The organism is Leekyejoonella antrihumi (assembly GCF_007845645.1).
GTDB classification, from domain to species: domain Bacteria; phylum Actinomycetota; class Actinomycetes; order Actinomycetales; family Dermatophilaceae; genus Leekyejoonella; species Leekyejoonella antrihumi.
This window is the reverse complement of record NZ_VCQV01000001.1, coordinates 269,164-288,398: the sequence shown is the minus strand read 5'-3', so window position 1 is coordinate 288,398 and position 19,235 is coordinate 269,164. Positions and strand designations below refer to the sequence as shown.

Annotated in this window: 17 protein-coding genes, 1 pseudogene and 1 riboswitch; of the genes and pseudogenes, 12 read left to right on the top strand and 6 right to left on the bottom strand. The window is 67.4% G+C overall.

Going from position 1 to position 19,235, the window contains the following annotated elements:
- Positions 1 to 99: 99 nt before the first annotated feature.
- Positions 100 to 570: an alpha/beta fold hydrolase gene (locus FGL98_RS01395; protein WP_146314850.1), complete on the bottom strand. Its 471-nt coding sequence runs from the start codon at positions 568 to 570 to the stop codon at positions 100 to 102.
- Positions 571 to 893: 323 nt separating this feature from the next.
- The gene (locus FGL98_RS01390; RefSeq protein ID WP_146314849.1) at positions 894 to 1,766 is read right to left on the bottom strand and encodes a hypothetical protein; all 873 of its coding nucleotides are present in this window, start codon (positions 1,764 to 1,766) and stop codon (positions 894 to 896) included.
- Positions 1,767 to 1,901: 135 nt separating this feature from the next.
- Here FGL98_RS01390 and FGL98_RS01385 point away from each other — a divergent pair, with 135 nt between their 5' ends.
- From FGL98_RS01385 to FGL98_RS27000, 4 genes are all read left to right on the top strand, one after another.
- Positions 1,902 to 2,567: an N-acetyltransferase gene (locus FGL98_RS01385; RefSeq protein ID WP_146314848.1), complete on the top strand. Its 666-nt coding sequence runs from the start codon at positions 1,902 to 1,904 to the stop codon at positions 2,565 to 2,567.
- A gap of 77 nt (positions 2,568 to 2,644) precedes the next feature.
- Positions 2,645 to 3,211 carry an AAA family ATPase gene (locus FGL98_RS01380; RefSeq protein WP_146314847.1) on the top strand — a complete coding sequence of 189 codons (567 nt, stop codon included), beginning with the start codon at positions 2,645 to 2,647 and terminating at the stop codon, positions 3,209 to 3,211.
- A 686-nt stretch (positions 3,212 to 3,897) separates the two neighbouring features.
- Positions 3,898 to 4,701 carry a hypothetical protein gene (locus FGL98_RS01375; protein WP_146314846.1) on the top strand — a complete coding sequence of 268 codons (804 nt, stop codon included), beginning with the start codon at positions 3,898 to 3,900 and terminating at the stop codon, positions 4,699 to 4,701.
- A gap of 85 nt (positions 4,702 to 4,786) precedes the next feature.
- A complete protein-coding gene (locus FGL98_RS27000) occupies positions 4,787 to 5,182 on the top strand; it encodes a winged helix-turn-helix domain-containing protein (RefSeq protein ID WP_146314845.1) in 396 nt (131 codons plus the stop codon).
- Positions 5,183 to 5,603: 421 nt separating this feature from the next.
- Here FGL98_RS27000 and FGL98_RS01365 read toward each other — a convergent pair whose 3' ends face one another.
- Positions 5,604 to 8,837 carry an RHS repeat-associated core domain-containing protein gene (locus FGL98_RS01365; protein WP_146314844.1) on the bottom strand — a complete coding sequence of 1,078 codons (3,234 nt, stop codon included), beginning with the start codon at positions 8,835 to 8,837 and terminating at the stop codon, positions 5,604 to 5,606.
- A 589-nt stretch (positions 8,838 to 9,426) separates the two neighbouring features.
- Positions 9,427 to 9,741: a DUF4235 domain-containing protein gene (locus FGL98_RS01360; protein WP_146314843.1), complete on the bottom strand. Its 315-nt coding sequence runs from the start codon at positions 9,739 to 9,741 to the stop codon at positions 9,427 to 9,429.
- An 86-nt stretch (positions 9,742 to 9,827) separates the two neighbouring features.
- Positions 9,828 to 9,933, top strand: a riboswitch (TPP riboswitch).
- 20 nt (positions 9,934 to 9,953) lie between these two features.
- Here FGL98_RS01360 and FGL98_RS01355 point away from each other — a divergent pair.
- From FGL98_RS01355 to FGL98_RS26110, 6 genes and pseudogenes are all read left to right on the top strand, one after another.
- A complete protein-coding gene (locus FGL98_RS01355) occupies positions 9,954 to 11,036 on the top strand; it encodes a thiamine ABC transporter substrate-binding protein (RefSeq protein WP_146314842.1) in 1,083 nt (360 codons plus the stop codon).
- 4 nt (positions 11,037 to 11,040) lie between these two features.
- A complete protein-coding gene (locus FGL98_RS01350; RefSeq protein WP_146314841.1) occupies positions 11,041 to 12,690 on the top strand; it encodes an ABC transporter permease in 1,650 nt (549 codons plus the stop codon).
- Entirely contained in the window at positions 12,691 to 13,701 is a 1,011-nt protein-coding gene (locus FGL98_RS01345) for an ABC transporter ATP-binding protein (RefSeq protein WP_146314840.1), read from the top strand. It abuts the gene before it with no gap.
- A gap of 138 nt (positions 13,702 to 13,839) precedes the next feature.
- Positions 13,840 to 14,607 (top strand): DUF5819 family protein, encoded by a 768-nt coding sequence (locus FGL98_RS01340; RefSeq protein ID WP_146314839.1) that lies wholly within the window; start codon positions 13,840 to 13,842, stop codon positions 14,605 to 14,607.
- A gap of 71 nt (positions 14,608 to 14,678) precedes the next feature.
- Positions 14,679 to 15,605, top strand: a complete 927-nt coding sequence (locus tag FGL98_RS01335; protein ID WP_186525903.1) for an HTTM domain-containing protein — start codon at positions 14,679 to 14,681, stop codon at positions 15,603 to 15,605.
- Between the two features lie 56 nt (positions 15,606 to 15,661).
- Positions 15,662 to 16,594 (top strand): annotated as a pseudogene (locus FGL98_RS26110) (phosphatase PAP2 family protein); the annotation flags it as partial.
- A 33-nt stretch (positions 16,595 to 16,627) separates the two neighbouring features.
- Here FGL98_RS26110 and FGL98_RS01325 read toward each other — a convergent pair.
- Positions 16,628 to 17,434: a thioesterase family protein gene (locus FGL98_RS01325; protein ID WP_246136306.1), complete on the bottom strand. Its 807-nt coding sequence runs from the start codon at positions 17,432 to 17,434 to the stop codon at positions 16,628 to 16,630.
- A 111-nt stretch (positions 17,435 to 17,545) separates the two neighbouring features.
- Between FGL98_RS01325 and FGL98_RS25170 the strand changes: the two genes are divergently transcribed.
- Positions 17,546 to 17,902 (top strand): helix-turn-helix domain-containing protein, encoded by a 357-nt coding sequence (locus FGL98_RS25170; protein ID WP_246136305.1) that lies wholly within the window; start codon positions 17,546 to 17,548, stop codon positions 17,900 to 17,902.
- Positions 17,903 to 17,926: 24 nt separating this feature from the next.
- Here FGL98_RS25170 and FGL98_RS01315 read toward each other — a convergent pair whose 3' ends face one another.
- Positions 17,927 to 18,508, bottom strand: coding sequence for a TetR family transcriptional regulator (locus FGL98_RS01315; RefSeq protein ID WP_146314834.1), 582 nt, complete (start codon positions 18,506 to 18,508; stop codon positions 17,927 to 17,929).
- A 110-nt stretch (positions 18,509 to 18,618) separates the two neighbouring features.
- Between FGL98_RS01315 and FGL98_RS01310 the strand changes: the two genes are divergently transcribed.
- Positions 18,619 to 19,209, top strand: a complete 591-nt coding sequence (locus FGL98_RS01310) for a biotin transporter BioY (RefSeq protein WP_146314833.1) — start codon at positions 18,619 to 18,621, stop codon at positions 19,207 to 19,209.
- The last annotated feature ends 26 nt before the right edge of the window (positions 19,210 to 19,235 follow it).

Below are 19,235 nucleotides of genomic sequence, written 5' to 3'. Positions count from 1 at the left end.
TAGCGTCGGTCACGTCGAGGTCTTCCAGATGGGCAGTGTCAGAACTTCCATCATCGGGAGGCCTCGACGCCTATCCCGTGATCGACGCGCCGACCAGCACTACACCCTTAAATCTGAAGAGCCATCAAACTTGCCGGTCATCGCTTCCCACCGCTTCGGATCCTGCTGAGTCTCGGCTCGATTCGCCTGGATGTAGGGAAGGAGCGCAGCGTAGGAGGTGACCATTGGGAACCCGCCGGAGATGACTGCCTGCACACGAGGATTGTCGTGCGCTAGCCACGCGGCTACTGACCCGGTCATCGAGTACCCGAACGCCACGTACTGCTCGATACCCAGGTGGTCCAGTACCGCTTCCATGTCGGTGCGGATGGTGTCTGCGGCATAGCCTGCCGCGACGCGTGGGCTGTTGCCGAACCCGCGGGGGCTGGCAAGCACCACGGTGTACAGCCTGGTGAATGATTCCAGATCCAGCGATGACCAGGCGAAGTTGCACCAGGGGATCAGGATGGCAGGGCCCGATCCGTAAGCCTCGTAGTAGATGGCCAGGTCGTCGATCTCCAGCACGGACATGTCCGCAGGCTATGTCCTTTGGGTGGCCTCCCTCCGTGCACCGGATTATCGGGGACTATTCGGGCGTCCAACACATCTGGTGCGCTCACCGCAAGACGAACCATCACCGGCGAACTGCCAGCGGGGAATCGAGGACCGGAGCTCACATCTCCGGAACCGTCCCACAAGGTGTCCCATACGGAACACCGGCCACCTGACCGTGTGTCACGAGCCGATCCCCATGTGGCATGCTCCGCATGCCAGTGAGGCTATCGGTGTTCCATCCACATAGTCGTCGGCCTCAGCGCGAACCCACGCGTCGCGGGCCTCGACCAGGGTCGCTATCACCGGGCCGATGGTGGCCAGTCCATGAGGGTCCGGCGGGTGTGGTCAGCCAGCGCGGACGGAAGTTTCGCGTTCCAGGCGGTGCCGGCGGCAGCACTGCTGTCCGCCAGAACCTGTGCTGCAGCGACCACGGCCCGGCGAAGATCCTCGGCGTCAAGGCCGGCGACGGTGGTCTCGATGTTTGGCGGCAGCAAGTCTGGGCTGTCGTCAAGGGCCTGTGACAAGCCGTGCCATGGATACGCTGCCCCTCGGGCGGCGGCCCACAACATCCAGATGCGGTCGCGGGCGTCCTGCACACGCTGATGCGCTTCCCACACCGAGCCGCGCCGCAGGTACTTGTCCGCATCCAACAACGCCCGCCACCCCAGAAACGCCCACTCTCGAATCTGTTCAGGCGATACCTCGTGCGCCGACCGTCCCGCCGTCGAATTCGGTGCCCCCTCACGCCAAAAGACCGGCACGAAGTCTGGTGCAGCCTCGCCGCGCCGCACTTCGCCCTCGGCGATCACAGCGAGGTCCAACTGGAGCCGATCGCTGAACTGCACGAAGACCTGGCGAATCACGAAGTCGTTGTTGTCCGACCCGGTACGCAGGACGTCCACGACCTCGCCCAGCGCAGGAAGTGCCTCAAGCAACCACGCCTCCACGTCCTGGACATCCGCGGCGCCAGCGGTGCCGCGCACCGTGCTCACACCAACAGCGGCATCAATGTCGGACAACGCATCGCCAGCGCCTCGCCCAATCGAGCACCCCACCGAGAACGATGAGACCGCGCGGTTGTCCGCGCACAGCTGCGCGAACGCAGCGATGGCCTCGCGGTGACGGCCCATTTCCGGACCGAGCGTGGACAACCACGCGTCATCAGTCCGCATCCAACACTCCCTGCTCGTCCCAGGGACCCATCCTCCCTCACCGGCAAGCACGGCGAACCCCGCAAGCCCACCCGCTTGCAGTCGTGAGGCCTCGATCAACAGCAGGCCGTGGCGCGCCGTTGATAGTTTCGTCTCGTGAAGCTCGAAGTATCGACGCTGGCGGACAGACCAGATCTGCGCGACGAGCGCGTCAGTTCGGGTCTCCCAGCCTTCATGAGCGGAGATCCGTCCTGTTGGGATCTGGTCAGCGTGCACCACCTCTACCCGGCACTGCAGCTGGTCGGCCAAGTAGCCGGGCAGACCGTGGCGACAGCCCAAGCCGCACCGATCGCCTGGACCGGCGTTGCGACGGACTTGCCGCCGCAGGGATGGGATGACGTCGTGGGAGCGGCCGTGCGCGGTGCGTGCGGCGGCCACCAACAGGCCTCGGCGGTCAGTGCTCTCATCATCACCGTCGATTCGCAGCACCGCGGGCTCGGGTTCAGTTCTGGGATGCTGGGCGCGATGAAAGCCGCCGCTCGACGTGCGGGCTTTCGCGATCTGGTCGCACCCGTGCGGCCCACCCTCAAGCACCTTGAACCACACACATCCATGCGAGAGTATGCGGCTCGCCAGCGCGACGACGGGCTCCCATGGGACCCATGGCTGCGAACTCACGTGCGCGCGGGAGGCGTGATCACCGGCACTTGCCCGGCATCGATGACGATTGGCGGGTCACTCGCCCAGTGGCGGGCCTGGACCGGCCTCGACTTCGAGACGGGCGGTGCAATCGACGTATGGGTGCACCACCGCATACCTTGATGCGGGCCGTCTCGGATTCCGATCGTTCACCGGCCTGTGCTGGCCGATCACGGCGGTCATGAAGAAAGGAGGCACTCGTGCTCACGCACTACGTGCTGACCGGTGCGCCGGGGAGCGGCAAGACCTCGGTGCTGCACGAGTTGCGTCGGCGTGGGCATGCGGTGGTCGAGGAGGCCGCGACCGATGTCATCGCCGAGCGGCAAGCCCTTGGCATCGACGAACCGTGGGCGCGCGATGACTTCGTGGACCTGATCGTCATGCTGCAACGCGAACGCGCGTCGATGCGTGTCTGCAACTCGGTACATGTGCAGATTCATGACCGCTCGCCGCTGTGCACCCTCGCTCTGGCGCGTTATCTCGGCCGCCCCGTTACGCCGCTGCTGGCAGGGGAGGTATCCCGGGTGCTGTCCGAGCAGGTGTACGCACGATCCGTGCTGCTCGTGCGCCCGCTCGGGTTCATCGAACCGACCGCGGCGCGGCGGATCAGCTACGCCGAATCCTTGGCCTTCGAGCGCGTGCACGAGGACGTCTACCGGGAGAATGGCTTCGACCTCGTCGACATACCTCCCGGCCCCGTGGCCGACCGCGCTGACCTTGCCGAAGCACATATCCTCGCCGCCACCGAACGGTTGCGGCACCGCTGAGCCGTCGCCGGCGGACGCACTAGCAACGGCAGGCTTCGTTCCCGGCGGTGGGAGCGGAGGTCACACGGATGGGCCGGATCCCCAGAGTGACGTGCCTGTCTCGGTGGATGGCATAGACCCGCCGGCGACCCGCAGCCACCTCTGACCGGTTGAGAGGTAGCGGCGTGAGTAACGACCGTCGCCTCGGGCCATGAGTAGATGCGATTCCAGCGCCAATCGAAGGTGGGCGCGTCCGCGCGGCGTGATCAACTCGCTCAGCGCGGCCCCAGGGGAGCGGAACCTCAACTCAAAGCGGTCTCGACGGGCGCCTATGCGCAGCACCGAGGTTTGCTTGGTAAAGAATCCCGCCGAGCTGATTCGCCGCGACATCATGCCCTCTCTGATGGCAACAGTGTCCCGCGAAATCAGTGACAGTGCTACCAGCGATCTCCTCGGTGACACAGGATCCCGTCCAAGTGCCTGCAGACATCTGCGGGGAATCCAGAGTCCCCGTATCAATCACCGGCCCTTCACCGGGACGGGATCCTGAACTGGCGCGGACGGCGCTGGCGGTCTTCAGCGGTCGGGAACGGCCTCTCGGCGAGTCTTACCCATACTTCTGGGATCTTCGCAGCGACACAGAGCCAGAGCCGCTATTCTCCGATTGTGGAGTGGTCCCGACCTGAGGGATCTGCCAGGGAGGGAACATGGTGAGTCTCACTCGTTGCAGCAGGACCTGCGTGCTGACCGTCGTCGTGGCCGCAGGGTTGGTCGGCTGCGGCTCGTCCGGCTCTGGGCCTAGCGGCCCCGTGTCGAGCGGGTCGTCCTCCGGTAGCGGGTCCTCCAGCAGTCCCGCGTCCAGTGGCCCCTCATCGACCGGTTCTTCGGCTGCTGCGGCCGGTGGCGGCGAGGCGGGCAAGTCCGCCACGCAGGTGTTCGCGGACGCGAAGTCGGCGTTGTTCAACGCGAAGTCGGTGCGGGTCAGTGGGACCGTGATCGACCATGGTCAGCAGCAGAAGGTGAACCTGCGGTTCCAGGGCGACAACACCGCTGGGACCGAGACGATCGGCGGGATGGTCATCAACATCGTCAAGATCGGCTCCACGGCCTACATCAAGGCACCGGCATCGTTCTGGACCAAAACCGCCGGGTCGAAAGCCGCCGGGCTGGCCGGGAAGTGGATCAAGTCCACTGGCACGTCCAACGCGCTGGGCGCGTTGACGTTGCAAAGCCTCGCCGCGGACCTCAACTCGTCGGGTTCGCCGATCCGGTCGGGGATCACGCACACCACCTTGCACGGGAAGAAGGCCCTGACCCTGACCCAAAAGGATGGCAGCACCCTGACCGTGGCTGACGCCGCATCACCGGTGCCCCTACAAATCGTGAACAAGTCCGCGGCCAGCAAGGGCCAGTTGGACTTCACCGGTTACGGGGTGGGCCAACACATCACCGCCCCCAAGGGCGCGGTGACCGCCACCCAGGCCCTCAAAGGTCAGAAAGCGACCGCCTGAACACCCCACTCACCCTACGGACCGGACGTACACCCCGAAGCAGCCCGGAAAGGGAGCGACCGACGCGGCGGGCCGGGGTGACACCGTGCCTCACCGGAGTACCGACGGCGCAAAGTACCAGTGCCAACGCAAGGCAGATGACCGCCGCGGAAAGCGAGAGCCGGTTGTCGCCGGTCGAGCTTCCAGACGTACAGGGTGTCTCCGGCGCGCAGGTAGTCCAACTCCTGGGACCCGGGATCTGGTACAACGCCTGATCTGGGTCGAGTTCGGGGTGCGCATGTCGTCCGCCGCGGTCGGGCGGATGCTGCACAAGCTCGGCTCGGCCTGTCGCCGCAGCGGCCGCTGTGGCGGGGCTGGCAGGCCGACCCGGACAAGGTCGCCGCCTGGAAGACTACGGAGTACCCCGAGATCGCCAAGGAGGCCAAGAAGACGGGCGGGACCGTGTACTTCGCGGACGAGGCCGGTCGGCGCTCGGATCTGAACGCAGGGGGCCTGATCTCTGCGTGACGCCGTACTCGTCCGGTCACCCGTACTCGTGTAGGTGGACCTACCGGGACGGTCTGGGACCAGCTACTTCTGGTCGCGAGGTTGTCACTGTCGACCGTTCTTCCGACTTTTTCGCTCGCTTCGGATCGCAAAGAATATCCCTAACGGAATGATGACTATCAGCAATACGATCGATGCAGCCATTAGAACAATGAACGCGACCACAAAACTTCGGTACAGAATTCCAGCGACGATCGCCGCAAGTACGGCAAGGCTGAAACAGTATCCGTATATGCTCTGTGGTCCGCTTTTAGGAGCTCCAGCAGATCCAGTACGCCAGACTTTATTCTGAAAGACTTTCCTCCAGTATTCGTTGGTCATAGAACTGGACACTTATCTTTCACAGTGGGCCTTACTTAGCTACTCGCGCCGTACCCGATTAGGCCCACCCCGAACGCGTTTGCCGAATTAACAACTGGCTGTAAGGCGCCCAACTCGACAGGGACCGCCTCTGGTGCGACCGCGAGGCTGATGCCGATAGCAGCTGTTTCGATTACATCAGCACCGATGACCACGGCTGCTCCGCCCAAAACGGCCCCCCAGTTGAAGAGCCCGGTGGAGTCGAGGATGTTGAGGGGGTTGTCGGCGGCGTATTCGTAGCGGTTGGCGTTGGCGGGGTCGAGGGGGGCGTTGAGGGTGTCTTGTTGGGTCCAGGTGCCGGTGAGGGGGTTGTACCAGCGTTGCCCGAATTTCAGTTCGCCGGTGGAGCGGTCTTGGAGGCCCAGCCCGAAGAGGTAGGGGTTTTCGGTGCTGGCACCGTTGGCGCCGCCGCCGTCGGTGCGGGTGGCCCCGCCGTAGGGGTCGTACCGGATGGCCAGGGAGGTGGTGTGGAAGCTGGTCGATAGCAGGACCGGGTTGCTCATCGGGTCGAGCATGTACAGGCAGGTCACACTGGAGTTGGTTTGCAGCATGATCGGCAGCCCGGACGGGTCGTGGAACACGTACCCGGTACCGGTCCCGACCTTGACGGTGTCGATCTGCGGGACCCCGGTCGCGCTGGGACGGCCGTAGGCGTAGGTGTAGGTGGAGGCGCCGGGGACGGTCTGGGACAGCAGTTCGTTCTGGTTGGTCCCGGCGTAGGCATACGTGCTGGTGCCCTTGCTGGTGGTGGTGGAGGTTTTCTGCCCGGCGGCGTTGAACGCCGCCGTCCGGGTCGGGTTGCTGGTCTGGTCCCCGGCCCCGTCGTACCCGTAGCCGCTGCTGGTGATCTGGTTGCCGGCGTTGAACGTCAGGGCCTGACTGGACGGGGACGACCCGGTCACCGTGGAACTGGTCCGGTTGCCGGCCTGGTCGTACCCGTAGGTGTAGGTGCGCGGGTCGGTCCCGCCGGTGATCGTGTCGCCGGTCAGCCGGCCACTGGTGTCGTAGTGGTAGCTGCTGGTCTCCCCGGATACCGCGTTGCTGACCCATTGGATGTTGCTGCGGTCATTGGCCGGGGCCGTGGAGCAGGACGGGGCGGTCGAGTTCGCGGCGTAGCAGACCGTCTCGTTCAGTACCGTGGTCGGGCTGGCCGCGGGACCGTTCTGCCCGGTCACCCCGGTGATCCGCCCGGTCGCGTCGTAGGTGTAGTGCTCGTGCGCCGACCAGGCGGTGTGGCTGGTGTTGGACTGCAACCACACATCGGTCCGGCGCCCGTTCGCGTCGTTGGCGAACACCGTGGTCAGGGTCGTGCCGCTTTGCGGGTAGGTCATCGAGGTCAGCTGGTGCGCGGCGTCGTACCCGTAGGTCACGGTCCCGGCCCCATCGGTAGCGGTCGCCTGCGCGCCGGCCAGGTCGTAGGTGTAGCTGCTGGTCAGCCTGTTGGCACTGTTCGTCGTGGACAGCAGGTTGCCCAGGTCGTCATACGTGTAGGTGGTGGTCCCGGACCCGTCGACCCGTTTGGTGATTCGCCCGCTGGCGTCGTAGGTGTAGGCCACGTCCGGCGTGCCGTCCGAGTAATGCACCCGGGTGATCCGGTCCAGGTCGTCATAGGTGTAGCTGATCGTGTCCCCGGCCCCGTCGGTCGCGGTGGACAGCCGGCCGAACCCGTCCCAGGTGTAGGCGCGGTTGCCCAGGCTGGTCCCCGCCGGTGGGGTGATCGAGGTCAGGTCCCCAGTGCCGTCATACCCGTAGGAGGTGACGACCCCGGCGGGTGCGCCCGGGGACGCGGATGTGGCGGGGGTGCCGTTGGAGTGGTAGGTGACCGTCGCGCTCGGCCCGGTCGCGCCCTGCTGGGTGCCCAACTGGTTGCCGTTGCCGTCATAGGTGTAGGCCAGGGCGTTGCCGGAGTCGTCGGTACTCGAGGACGGCAAGTACGCACACCCGGGGCCGTTGCCCTGCCCGCAGGCGGAGTACTGCACGCTATCGGTGGCGCCCTGCGGGGAGGCGATCTGGTTCAGTGACTCCCCGGCGTTGGTGTACCCCAGGCTGGTCGTCCCGCCCGCGGCCGGGGTCACCGACAGCACGTTGTCGACCGCGTTATACGTGGCCGCCCGGTGGTGACCGTCCGGGTCAGTCGCCGAGGACACCCGGTCATCGGCGGTCAGGGTGTAGCTGGTGTGCGGCACCGAGGCCACCGGCTGGGACTGGTTGGTGGTCGGGTCGGCGACCAGGGTCTGCGTCGTCGACTGGTAGTACAACCGGGTGGTCGAGGTGCCCGCCCCGTCCGGGTTGGCCTGCGCCACGGAGTTGATGCGCCCGATCGAGTCCAGGCCCAGCGTGGTGGCCTTGCCCTGCGGACTGGTCACGGACAGCACCTGTCCGGTATCGGTGCCCGGGCCGCTGGCGAAATGGGTCACCCCGCCCATCGTGTCGGTCACCGACGCCAGGTGCCCCTTGGCGGAGTACCCGAGACTCACCTGCCGGGACAAGGACCCGTTCGTCTCCGTCAACGTGGTGATGCGTGACCCGGACTCGGTGACCGCCACCGTGGCCCCGGTCCCGCCCCACCGAGACGTGGTGATCGAGGCCGGGTACCCCCCAGCCGTGTACGCGTAGGTCGTGGCGTTGCCGTCCCGGTCCGCGTCACTGGTCAGCCGGCCCGAGGCGTTGAAGCTCAGCGTCTCCTGCGACGCGTGATCGATCAGGGTGTAGCCCGCCGAGGCGGACCCGGTCAGGTCGGCCTGGAACTGTGGTGGGGCGGTGAACCCGCCGGCCCCGTTCGAGGTGAACACTCCGGCCAGCCCGCCCGGCCCATAGAAGGTGACGCTGCCGTCCGGGTTGGTGACGACTCGCTCGTCGAATCCGGTGATGCCCCACCCGGATCCGGTGCCACCGGTCACCGCGGACGGCACGCTACTGCCCTGCGTGGAGGAGTTGTACCACAGCGTGATCGCCGGATTTGAGCGTATCCCGGGCAGGGTCAGCAGCTGGTCGGTGATCAGCATGTTCTTGCTGCCCACATCCACACTCAGCCCGGTCGTGCCCGAGATCGGGAACGACAATCGGGTCGCGTGCTTGCGCGCCCCGGCCACCGGGGCCGGGTTCGATGTGGCCGCGGCCGCGGGCGGGGAGCCGATCCCGACCGCGGCAACCATCGCCGCAACCGTCGCCACCGCCAGGCAGGCCAGGCGGCCGTGCCGCCGGCTCACCACACTCACCGATCCAGACATACGTGCCCTCCCCAGTCCCAACCCTTCACCACGCACCAAACGGTGCGCGGCGCCACCGTAAACGCTCGCGACGAGCGTCTCGGTAACCGCCGGGGCACCCGCGTCGATCGTCACGGGAACAGATGCCTGAGCCAACCACGCCCCACCCGATTTGACAAGAGCACCACCCGCAAGATAATCACGACGGTGCCCCGGGGGATGCGCCGGAAGAGTTCGCGCGATGGCCTCAAACTTCTGCCAGGTAACCCTGCTGCAAGGGCGCTACGTCGAAGGCCAGCGCTCGTACCGGGAGCAGCATCGGCAGATCCGGGTGTCCCGCAGGACGAACCACAAACGGTGAAGCCGCATGTCGAGGGGCGCCCTCGCCCCGGTATTGCGTTGTCCGTTCCGTAGGGGCCGTCCGCCTGGGCGTCCCGGGACACGGGCGTCATACGGATCGCCTTGCGCCGAAGTTCTAGACATTGCGAAACAGGCTTGGCGGCGCAGGATTCATCCAATGGTCGCCACTTGTCGCGGTGGCCAAGCTTGGCTGCACTTCGACAGGACACGACCGACCACTCCTGTGGCGCGATCGGCCGTATCCGGACTGTCAGCTGATGCGCTTCTTGGCCTCGGCCTGGTCCTCCTGGTCGGCTTGCGCCTTGGCGATCTGCGGTGGCACGTGACCGGTGGTCTTGGTGTAGAAGTCGGCCGACTTCTGCTCGATGAAGGTCTTGATCCCGGCGGACACGGCGCCGGAGAAGATCGCAAAGATCGTCAGCTCGGTCGGTGAGGCGTAGGGGTCGAACTTGTTCTTCGGTGGTGCACCGGTTGCGGTCTTCCAGGTCTTGGTGGTGACCTTCGCGGACGTCTTGCGCGCCGCGATACCGCTCGCCAGGTTGATGACCTTCCAACCGACCGCCATTGCATCTCCTCACATCGGGGTCCATTCGTCCTGGACCTGCATACCACGGTGCCGAGCCTGCCACGTCCGGCGTGTAACGTCATCTTTTGAGACGACAGGGGAGCGCACCAGGCGCTGAGAGTGCGGGGCCACCCGCAGACCCTCGAACCTGATCCGGTTAGTACCGGTGGAGGAAGTCGAGCCCCTCTTCGACACGAGGAGGATGTCTCACGATGCGAGCAACTCACCTGATTGCGCTCGGCGCGGTCGCCGCCGTGTCGCTGACGGGCTGCTCACTGAGCAGCACGACCAGCACCAACGACCCCACATCCACCGGGACGGGCAGTGCCACGGCGCCCACGAACAAAACCGTCACCCTGGTGACTCACGACTCCTGGGTGGCACCCAAGTCGCTACTGGCGAAGTTCACCGCACAGACCGGGTATGTCGTGAAGGTGTCGTCGTCGGGCGACGCCGGCCAGGTCGCCAACCAGCTGGTGCTGACCAAGGGCAGCCCCGTCGGAGATGTCACCTTCGGCATCGACAACACCTTCGCCACCCGGGTCACCGATGCCGGGGTGCTCGATGACTACAGCCCGGCGCTGCCCGATGGCGCCTCCGCCTACGCGCTGAAGGGGGCGGCGGCCAAGCAGCTCACCCCGATCGACTTCAGCGACGTGTGCGTCAACGTCGACAACGCCTGGTTCAACAAGCACAAGCTGCAACCGCCCACCAGCCTGGACGACCTGACGAAACCGGCCTACAAGAACCTGTTCGTCACCCCGGGTGCGGCCACCTCATCCCCGGGTATGGCGTTCCTGCTGAGCACGATCAGCAAGTACGGCACCTCCGGGTGGCAGGGCTACTGGAAGAAGCTGATGGCCAACGGCACCAAGGTGACCAGTGGCTGGAGCGACGCCTGGAACGTCGACTACACCGCCGGTGGCGGGAAGGGGGACCGGCCGATCATCCTGTCCTACAACAGCGACCCGACGACTACGGTCAAAGGTGACAAGTCGAGCACGAGTGCGCTGCTCAACACCTGCTTCCAGAGCGTCGAGTATGCCGGCGTCATCAAGGGCGCCAAGAACCCGGCCGGCGCCAAGGCCTTCGTCAGGTTCATGCTCGGCAGCGCCTTCCAGAAGGCGCTGCCGCCCAACATGTATGTGTTCCCGGTCGACAAGCGCGTGCCGCTGCCGGCCGACTGGAAGACCTTCGCGAAGATCCCGGCCAAACCCTGGAGCGTGCCGCCGGCCGAGATCTCCAAGAACCGGGCGACCTGGCTGCAGCAGTGGCAGGACGTGACTGCCGGTTAGTCGTATGCCGTCCCGCTGGCCGCGTCGTGCGGCTCTGACCGCCCTGGCGCTGATCCCGCTGGTGTTTCTGGCCGTCTTCTTCGTGCTGCCGGTCGGTGGCATGGTCCTGCGCGGCCTGCACCCGGACGGCTCCTGGGCGCTCGGGGACACCTGGTCGGTGCTCAGCCGCCCGCCCGAGCGGCAGGCACTGTGGTTCACCCTCTGGATCGCGGTGCTCGGGACCGCACTGACCACCGCGCTCGGGGTCCCGGTGGCCTACGTGCTCTATCGGCTGCGGCTGCCCGGGCGCAGGGTCCTGCGCGGCATCGTGGTGACCCCGTTCGTGCTGCCGACCGTGGTGGTCGGCGTGGCGTTTCGCACTCTGCTGGTGCAGTCGGGCCCGCTGGGGTTCTTGAACATTGACGCGTCATGGGTGGCCATCTTGCTGGCGCTGGTCTTCTTCAACCTGGCCGTCGTGGTGCGCACCGTCGGCGCCGTATGGGAGGGCCTGGACCCTCGCGCGGAGGAGTCGGCCGCAGCGCTCGGCGCCTCGCCGTGGCAGGTCTTTCGCACGGTCACGCTGCCGGCGCTGCGGCCCTCGATCATCTCCGCGGCCAGCGTCGTCTTCCTCTTCTGTGCCACGGCCTTCGGTGTCGTGCTGATCCTCGGCGGCACCCGGTACAGCACGATCGAGACGCAGATCTATCTGCTGACCACCAACCTGCTCGACCTGCGCTCGGCGGCGGTGCTGTCGATCGTGCAGCTGCTGGCGGTCGTCGTGCTGCTCTGGGGAGCCGAGATCGCGCGCAGCCGCAAGCAGCGCACCACCGTGACCGCCGGGCGCGGGGGACTGCGCGCGGTGCGCTTCTCGGATGCCATCCCGCTGGCCCTGACCGGGCTCGTGGTGCTCTTCGTCGTGGCTCCGCTGGCGACGCTGGTGGTCCGCTCGCTGCAGATCGACGGGGTGTGGACCCTCGACAACTATCGGCACCTTGCCTCCGACGGAGCGGACAATGCGCTGCTGGTGCCGGTGTGGCAGGCGCTGGACAACTCCTGGCGGATCGCGATCGACGCGACGGCGATGGCTGTCGTGCTGGGGGTGATCGTCTCGGTGCTGGTGACCCGCCGCGGCTCCACCCGGCATACCCGCGGCCTGCTCACCGCCTTGGACGGGGCGTTCATGCTGCCGCTGGGGATCTCCGCGGTCACGGTCGGGTTCGGCTTCCTCATCACCCTCAACCACCCGCCGCTGGACCTGCGCTCCTCGCCCATCCTGATCCCCATTGCGCAGGCGCTGGTCGCGCTGCCGCTGGTGGTGCGCACGCTCGCGCCGGCGCTGCGATCCACCGACGAGCGGCAGCGACAGGCCGCCGCCGCGCTCGGCGCCTCACCGCTGCGCGCCATGGTCACCGTCGATCTGCCGGTGGTGTGGCGGCCGCTGCTGGCCGCCACCGGGTTCGCGCTGGCGGTCTCGCTGGGGGAGTTCGGCGCGACCAGCTTCCTCGCGCAGCCCGATCACCCCACCCTGCCGGTGGTCATCTACGCGCTCATCGGCCACCCTGGAGCGGTGAACTTCGGTATGGCGCTCGCCGGCTCGGTCGTGCTCGCCGGCATGACCGCCCTGGTCATGGGCCTGGTCGAACGCCTGCACGTCACCTCCATGGGCGCGTTCTAGATGGACGGACTGGTCGTGGCGGGTGTCGGCGTCAGCTTCGACGGGGACCCTGCGGTGCAGGACGTGACCCTGGAGCTGCCGGCCGGGCAGGTCCTGGCCGTCCTCGGGCCGTCGGGCTGCGGCAAGTCGACCTTGCTGCGGGTCATCGCCGGCCTGCAGGTGCCCGACCGCGGCACGGTGAGCTTCGACGGGGCCGACGTGACCGGTATACCGACGCACAAGCGCGGGTTCGCGCTGATGTTCCAGGACGGGCAGCTCTTCGCCCACCTGGACGTGGCGGCCAACGTCGCCTACCCGTTGCGGCGGAAACGTGTCGCCCGCGCAAAGATTGCGCCTCGGGTGACCGAGCTGCTGAACCTGGTCGGTCTGCCGGGGATGGAGGAGCGCGGGCCGGCCAGCCTGTCCGGTGGTCAGCAGCAGCGGGTGGCGCTGGCCCGCGCACTGGCCGCTGAGCCACGGCTGCTGCTGCTCGACGAACCGTTGTCGGCGCTCGACCGGGCGCTGCGAGATCGCCTGGCCACGGACCTGCGCGAGATCCTGGTTTGCACCGGCACCACCGCGCTGCTGGTCACCCACGACCATGACGAGGCACTGACCGCCGCGGACCGGATCGCGGTGATGCGGGACGGCAGGATCGTGCAGCAGGGGCCGGCCGCCGACGTGTGGCAGCACCCGGTGGACGAGCGAGCGGCGCAGTTCCTCGGATTCAGCACGATCCTCGACGGCTCCGGTGCCGACCGGCTGCGCCCGCTGCTGGGCGCCGGCGCGGGTCGACGCATCGCGCTGCGGCCCGGGGCGCTGCGGGTGGATCCACGAGGCGAACTGATCGGGACGGTGCGCTCCGCGGCCACGGTGGCGGACGGCATACGGCTGCGGTGCGAGGTCGAGGCGATCGGCGAGGTCCAGGCGTATGCCGAGACCGGCACCACCCTGGCGCCCGGCGACCGAGTGCAGCTGCGACTGGTCCCCGCAGCGACCGCGGCGCTTCCGGAGGGTCCCGCCGGCAGGTAGCGCCGCAGGCACCCGCAGTGCTCCTCGGCGCATCCGACCAAGACCGACGCGCCGAGTCCTTCTTCGTCCGATTGCCCGGCCGCCATCACCACGGCACCGTGGTGGCGGACGGAAGCGGCAGGCGACGAGGGGGCGCGGATGACGAGTACGACGGTGTCGCAGGGGGAACGCCCGTCGCGGCAGCGGCTGGTAGCGCAACTCGTGATGCTTCTGGTGGCTCTTCACCTGGGCGCGACGGTCGTCTACCTCGCCCGCCCGGCGTCGCTCCCGGCGCCGGTTCGGGCCGGTATCGACCGCTACATGGAGCCGGTCTTCAAGCAGGCGTGGGGTGTCTTCGCGCCCGATCCGGTCAGCTACAGCACCTGGCTGAGGGTGCGGGCCGAGACCGCCGGAGGGGTGACCTCGTGGTTCGACGTGTCGGCCTGCGACATCCACTCCGCCGTGCTGCATCATCTGGTGCCGGATCGTCGCTACCTGACGACGTTCCAGCTGGTCAAGCACTACCGCGGCACCCTGGGACAGCTGCCGAGCTCCGCCCGCGCGATCGCGGCCGACGACGCGGACGGCACCAGCTGGCATGGTATGCAGCGCCACCTGGTCGCCGCCGGTGCGTCTCATACGGGCGCGGCGGACTTCGTCGAGAGCGACCGATCCATGATGGGACTGGTGTCGCAGATCGCCGCCGGGCGGTGGGGGGACAGCCGGCGGGTGCAGATCATGATCGAGGACACCCACTTCGTGCCTTACCCGGCGAGGCGCAGCAACCAGGCCAGCGAGCGGGTGAACCGCTGGACCTCGGGCTGGATGCCGACTCAGTCCTTCCCGCACGCCGGCCGGGAGGTCGTCGGCGGTGTCTACGGGCAGTCGTCCGGCTGCACCAATGAGTCCACCGGCGGTCCACGATGAGCGGGCCAGGGCGTTGCCTGCTTCGCGTCCCTCGGCCGGCGTGCCGGGTAACCGACTGGTTCGCGCTCGATATGCACGCTCAGTACGGGCTGGCCGCGTCGCGCATCATCTACGGCCTCTTCGTGGTTCTCACGGTCGCCGTCAACGCGCCCGATCGGCAGTTCTTGTGGGGCACCGGCTCGGCCTGGGCGCAGCCCTACCGCGCGCACAGCATCTGGGGCTCACCGGTGTTCGGCTACTTCAACGGCGCCGATCCGTCGGGTGTCTTCACCGCGAAGTACCTGGTGCTCGGCATTCTCGGTGTCTGCATGATGATGGGTCTAGCCAGCCGGGTGAGCACGATCGCGGTCTTCTTCATGTTCACCTCATTGATCGCCGCCGGGCCGACGAGCACCGACACGGAGGACGTCGTCGCGCGAATCGTGCTGCTGTGGCTCTGCTTTGCCGACACGTCCCAGCGGCTGTCGCTCGACCGGTGGATTGCTCGCCGGCGGGGGCTCCTGGCCGCCGGCAACGATATGCGAGCGCTTCGCCCCGGGCTCCTGCCGGACAGCGTCCGAGTGCCGATCCACAATGCCGCACTCGTGCTCATCGGCGCCCAGATCATCATCATCTATCTGGTTGCGGGTCTGGCCAAGCTCCGGGGGAGCCTGTGGCGCGATGGCACCGCCATCTACTACCCGCTGCACGCCGGCTACCTGTCGCCCTGGCCGAGCCTGTCGCACTTCGTGGCGAACCAGCCGCTCGCGGTCCACGCGATGTCCTGGGGATCCGTGGTCCTGCAGATCGTTTTTGGCCTGCTGCTGCTTCGGCACCGCACCCGCGTGGTTGCCGTCGTTGCGATGGTGTCACTGCACGCCGGCATCGCACTCTTCCTGGGACTGGGTTTGTTTTCGCTCGCCATGGTCGGTGCCGACTTCGCCTTCATCCAGGATCGCACCGTGGCACGCCTGGCCAGCCGGCTCTACCCTCGGGCGCACCTCGTCGAACACTCGTAGCCGCGCCGGCTCGAGCCATCCTTGACTCCCCAGCACTGCGTCTAGGGTGTTCACTTATGGCGGCGAGTGGGCGAGAGAGCATCGCCGCCCGGGTGGACTGGAAGATCGTTCGGCGGGTGGCCATTGCCTGCTACCTGGTGGTGCTGATCGGCTACGTCGTCGCCGTCGGTGTCCCACTGGACCGCGTCGGCCTGACTCTCTGGATCCTCGTCGGCCTGAGCACGCTCGTGGTTGGCAAGGGCTGGCGAGCCTGGTGGCGCCTGATGCTCGACTGGTTGCCCTTCCAAGGGATCCTGCTCGCCTACGACTACGGCTACGGAATGGCCTCCCACTTCCACGGTAGCCACCTGTCGGGGTACCCGGAGCAGGGCGCCACCAACGGTCTGGGCCTGCCGCTGCACGTGACCTTCCCTGTCGAGTTCGACAAGTTCCTCTTCGGCGGCCACCTGCCGAACCAGTGGATCCAGGAGCACTTCCACGCCACCACGACGGTCCCGTGGATCAGCGTGATCGTCACCCTCTGCTACTGCAGCCACTTCGTGGTGACCCCGCTGGCCGCGACGTACTGGTGGATCGTGGCCCGGGACAAGTTCCGCATCTGGGTCAAGCTGGTCGTCGCGATGGCGATCGCGGGCTTGGCCACCTACTTCCTCTACCCGATGTCGCCGCCGTGGCTCGCGTCCATGCAGGGCTCCATCCCCGGCGCCGACGTGGCGCGGCTGTCCGGGCAGGGCTGGCAGCGGATGGGCTTCCACATCGCGAACCAGGTGCTCGGCGACGGCCAGGCACGCTCGAACCCGGTGGCGGCGATGCCGTCGCTGCACATGGCATACGCCGTGCTCATCGTCGGATTCGTCTGGTGCTGGACGAGGCGCTGGTGGCTGCGGATCGTGCTGGTGATCTATCCGCTGGTGATGGCGTTCAGCCTCGTATATGCCGGTGAGCACTACGTGACCGACGAGATCTTCGGTGTCCTGTATGCCGTGATCATCCTGGGGGTGTGGCAGGGGCTGCGGCGCCGATCAGCCCGTCGGGAGGTCGCGGACGGTGAGGCACTGCTCGGACCGGCCGACGGGGCCGTGGATATCACCCAGAGTGGTGGACGTCAGCCCGATCCCGCTCTCACCAAACGTGACGCAGGTGTCCAGCCCGACCCACTGGGCGTCCGGATTGCGGAACAGGTGGACTGACAGCTCGACGTTCGGATACATCATCTCGTGCGGCCGCACTCGGGTCGCGATGCCGTTCGCCGTGTCGATGAGCATGGCGTAGGAGGCCAGAGGGTCGACGTCGACGCCCTCCACGAGCGTTTTGGTGGACTGCACCCACACGCTGCGACGTCCCGCCCGCCCGCCGGGGACCGCCTTCATACGCAACGAGGCGAGGAAGGCGCCCGGCCACTCCTGCGTCGGGTTGTATGCCGTGCACTCATCGGGTGGGGGCATGCTCGGCAGCTCGACGGCCGCCACCGCCGAGGTGTCCTGACGCGACAGCCGCCAGGCGCGGGCACGGACGATCACCCGCTCGCCGATCGTCAGGGTCGCCTCGAGCAGCTCGATGGTGCGACCCGGTCGAATGGTGGTCACGCTGATGTGCGTGTCCTGCGCGGGGATCAGCCCGAGGATCTCGAAGTTGATGCGGGCCAGCTGCATGTCGGCGCGCGGTTCGTGGCGCATCAGCTCGTGGGCGATGAGTCCGCCGACCGGAGACATGTGCTGCTCGTGGTCGTTCCAGGCGCCCTGCACGTGCAGGGTCGGCAGATAGCGACCGTTGCCCAGCGGGCGGTAGTAGCTGTTGCTGTCAGGATCCAGAATGGTCGGCGTGGTCACCGGATGAGGGTACGGGCCCGCAAGACAGTCCTGCCGGGCGCATTGCGGCGTCGCCCGAGATATCCTGTGTCCCGGGTCATATGCCCGGGCCACCTTTATCGATGGGACCGCATGATTACGAATCTGGCTCCGCTGCGCAGCTTCCTTGCCGTCGTGCGCCACGGCGGTATGTCGCGCGCCGCGCGTCGGCTCAGCTACTCGCGCTCGACGGTCTCGCTGCATGTCCGCCAGCTGGAGAAGCAGCTGCAGGTGCGACTGATCAACCGGTCGAACACCGATGAGCTGCTTACCCGGGAGGGCGCCGCGCTGGTGCCCGAGGTGGAGCGGTCGCAAGAAGCCATCGGCAACCTGGAGGACAAGGCAGCCGAGCTCGCCGCCGAGAACGCCGCCGCCGAGGCGCGGGAGTCCGAGGATGCCGCTTCGGATGACCGGGATCAAGACGACACCGACCCGGAGGTCGTCGCCTGACCAACGGCAGCCCCGGCGGGCGGGTCAGCCGTCCGCTGCGGCCGGTCCGATGCCTCGCACTACCAGACGCACACCACGCAGGAAGTCCTCCGTCCCGAACGGGGTCCGGTCGTGCGGCATACTCTGCGGGTCGAGCGCGCCGAGGTCCGCAGCCTGGCGGTGCTGCTGCTCGTTGGTGGTGTAGCCCAGCACGTAGTGCAGCAGCACGGAGGCAGCGGTCTGCGCTTCCTGCGTCGAGAGCCCGGCCCGGTCCAGCTCGCCCTCGAACCTGCGAATGGCCTCGCCCGCTCCCAGTCGAAAGGCGAACGCCGTCGCCACCAGGTCGGCGCCGTCCTTGTGCTCCAAGAGCTCGGCGCGCAGGTTGCCGCACAGCTCCTCGAGGCGGCTGGGCCAGCCCGTCGAGGTGGGGGCGGCGACGGCGTCGATGATCTGGTCGGCGAGCGCAGCCAGCAGCTCCTGCTTGTTGCGGAAGTGCCAGTAGAGCGCGCTCTGCTGCACGTCCAGCTCGGCGGCGATACGGCGCATCACCAGGGCGGGCAGTCCGCCGCGATCCAGCAGCTCGATCGCGACACGCAGGATGTCCGCGCGCAGGATTCGTCCAGCCATGTCCCCGTCTTCGTGGTTGACGACGTGTGCAGCCTAACCTATCCTGAACGACGTTCAATGAACGCCGTTCAGGAGTGTCCTGCGGCGACCTGCAGGTAGGAGAGACCACCATGAGCACCGCAACTCTGCCGGCTTCGCCGGTGCTGGGCGACCTTCTCCCTGGCACCCGCGTGCGCGATGCCGCGCTCGTGCTGTCCGGGACGGCATTCCTCGCGGTGGCCGCCCAGCTTGCGATTCCGCTGTGGTTCACACCGGTGCCGCTGTCCCTGGCCACCTTCGCCGTCCTGTTGAACGGCGCCGCTCTCGGGCCGGCCCGCGGCGGCCTCAGCGTGCTGCTCTATGCGGTGCTGGGCCTCGTCGGAGTCCCGGTGTTTGCCGACCACGCGACCGGCTGGGCCTTCGCCTCGTTCGGGTACGTGCTCGGCTACCTGCCGGCGGCGCTCACGGTCGGGATGCTCGCTCGGCGTCGGGCCGACCGGTCGTTGGGCGCCACGATCGGCATGGGCTGCGTCGGGGCCGTCATCGTGTATGCCGTGGGCGTGCCGTGGCTGATGGGCTTCGCGCACGTCGACCTGCTGACCGGTCTCAAGCTCGGCGCGTTCCCCTTCCTGGCAGGCGACGCGATCAAGGCGGTTGTGGTCGCGCTGCTGCTGCCGGCCACCTGGAAGGTCATCGACAAGGCCGGCTCCCGTACCTCCTGACTCACCCCACGCCGGTCGAGTTGGAG

Bases quoted from the DNA above. Each gene is read 5' to 3' on its own strand.
- FGL98_RS01310 (WP_146314833.1), top strand. From the start codon at position 18,619: ATGAGCACCGCAACTCTGCCGGCTTCGCCGGTGCTGGGCGACCTTCTC.
- FGL98_RS01375 (WP_146314846.1), top strand. From the start codon at position 3,898: ATGGTGAGTCTCACTCGTTGCAGCAGGACCTGCGTGCTGACCGTCGTC.
- FGL98_RS01345 (WP_146314840.1), top strand. From the start codon at position 12,691: ATGGACGGACTGGTCGTGGCGGGTGTCGGCGTCAGCTTCGACGGGGAC.
- FGL98_RS01360 (WP_146314843.1), bottom strand. From the start codon at position 9,741: ATGGCGGTCGGTTGGAAGGTCATCAACCTGGCGAGCGGTATCGCGGCG.
- FGL98_RS01315 (WP_146314834.1), bottom strand. From the start codon at position 18,508: ATGGCTGGACGAATCCTGCGCGCGGACATCCTGCGTGTCGCGATCGAG.
- FGL98_RS01365 (WP_146314844.1), bottom strand. From the start codon at position 8,837: ATGTCTGGATCGGTGAGTGTGGTGAGCCGGCGGCACGGCCGCCTGGCC.
- FGL98_RS01355 (WP_146314842.1), top strand. From the start codon at position 9,954: ATGCGAGCAACTCACCTGATTGCGCTCGGCGCGGTCGCCGCCGTGTCG.
- FGL98_RS25170 (WP_246136305.1), top strand. From the start codon at position 17,546: ATGATTACGAATCTGGCTCCGCTGCGCAGCTTCCTTGCCGTCGTGCGC.
- FGL98_RS01350 (WP_146314841.1), top strand. From the start codon at position 11,041: ATGCCGTCCCGCTGGCCGCGTCGTGCGGCTCTGACCGCCCTGGCGCTG.
- FGL98_RS01390 (WP_146314849.1), bottom strand. From the start codon at position 1,766: ATGCGGACTGATGACGCGTGGTTGTCCACGCTCGGTCCGGAAATGGGC.
- FGL98_RS01340 (WP_146314839.1), top strand. From the start codon at position 13,840: ATGACGAGTACGACGGTGTCGCAGGGGGAACGCCCGTCGCGGCAGCGG.
- FGL98_RS01335 (WP_186525903.1), top strand. From the start codon at position 14,679: ATGCACGCTCAGTACGGGCTGGCCGCGTCGCGCATCATCTACGGCCTC.
- FGL98_RS01395 (WP_146314850.1), bottom strand. From the start codon at position 570: ATGTCCGTGCTGGAGATCGACGACCTGGCCATCTACTACGAGGCTTAC.